Consider the following 1,233-nt stretch of genomic DNA (forward strand, 5'->3'; position numbering starts at 1 on the left):
CTTCGGGTCGTTGAGGTCCGACTCGGCGACGGCGAACAGCGGGCGGCGCAGCTGGGCGCCGAGCCGGTGGACCGCCTCGGCGATCTCCTCCAGCAGGTGCAGGGCCCGGCTGTCCTGAAAGGCGTGGACGGCGTCGAGACGCAGCCCGTCGCAGTGGTAGTCGCGCAGCCAGGACAGGGCGCTGTCGATGATGAACGCGCGGACCTCGTCGGAGCCGGGGGCGTCGAGGTTGACCGCGGGGCCCCACGGAGTGCTGTAGCGGTCGGTGAAGTAGGGGCCGAAGCGGCCGAGGTAGTTGCCGTCCGGGCCGAGATGGTTGTAGACGACATCCATGATCACGCCGAGGCCGCGAGCGTGCGCGGCGTCGACGAAGCGCTTGAGCCCGTCCGGGCCGCCGTAGGGTTCGTGCACCGCGTACAGACCGACGCCGTCGTAGCCCCAGCCGTGCCGGCCCGGGAAGGCGTTGACCGGCAGCAGTGCGACGGCGTCGATGCCGAGTTCGACGAGATGGTCGAGCTTGCCGATGGCCGCGTCGAAGGTGCCCTCCGGGGTGAACGTCCCGACGTGCAGCTCGTAGAGCACGCTGCCGGCCAGCGCGATGCCCCGCCAGGTCCCGTCGGTCCAGGGGAAGGCCGAGTGGTCAACCAGCCGCGACCGGCCGTGAACCCCCAGCGGCCCCGGTTGCCGGGCCGATCGGGGGTCGGGCAGCTCCTCGCTGCCGCCGTCGAGCAGGAAGGCGTAGTCCGTGCCATGCTTCGCGGACGGGACGTTGACCCACCACCACCCCCGTTTCCCGGCGGTCATCTCGTGCGTCGAGTCGCCGGCGGAGCCCGCCACGACTAGGCTGACCGTCTTCGCCTCAGGGGCCCACAGCCGGAGGGTGCTCATCGGTCTTGTCTACCTGTCAGAGCCGTCGGACACGCCGTGACGGCGACAATGGTGACGACATCGGTCCCCGGCCGAAGGCGCCCGGCTGCCCGGCATGCCGAGCCGGATGGCACCGAGATGGCAGCGAGGTAGTCCGACCGGAGGGAGGGCAACCGCCGTGCGATGCCTCCGTATCTTGATCGGATGGCACCGTTATGCCATGATCTCGTCGTCGTGATGTTCGACCGGAGGTTCGCTGCAGTCCCGCCCCTCCGCCGGGCCTACGACACGCCGTCCCACCTGCGCGTTGATTTTCGGGTCCTCATCGCCCCTACGAGGGATCGCAACAGTTCTACAGCCGGAACC

Annotated in this window: 1 protein-coding gene; it reads right to left on the reverse strand. The window is 69.9% G+C overall.

Translation table 11 applies throughout. The features are described from left to right. Positions 1–888: alpha-amylase family glycosyl hydrolase (locus ACY45C_RS14095; RefSeq protein ID WP_462188061.1), on the reverse strand; the 888-nt coding region annotated here is incomplete at its 3' end. Between the last annotated feature and the right edge of the window lie 345 nt (positions 889–1,233).

The sequence above is a fragment of the Frankia sp. CcWB2 genome, from assembly GCF_977927585.1.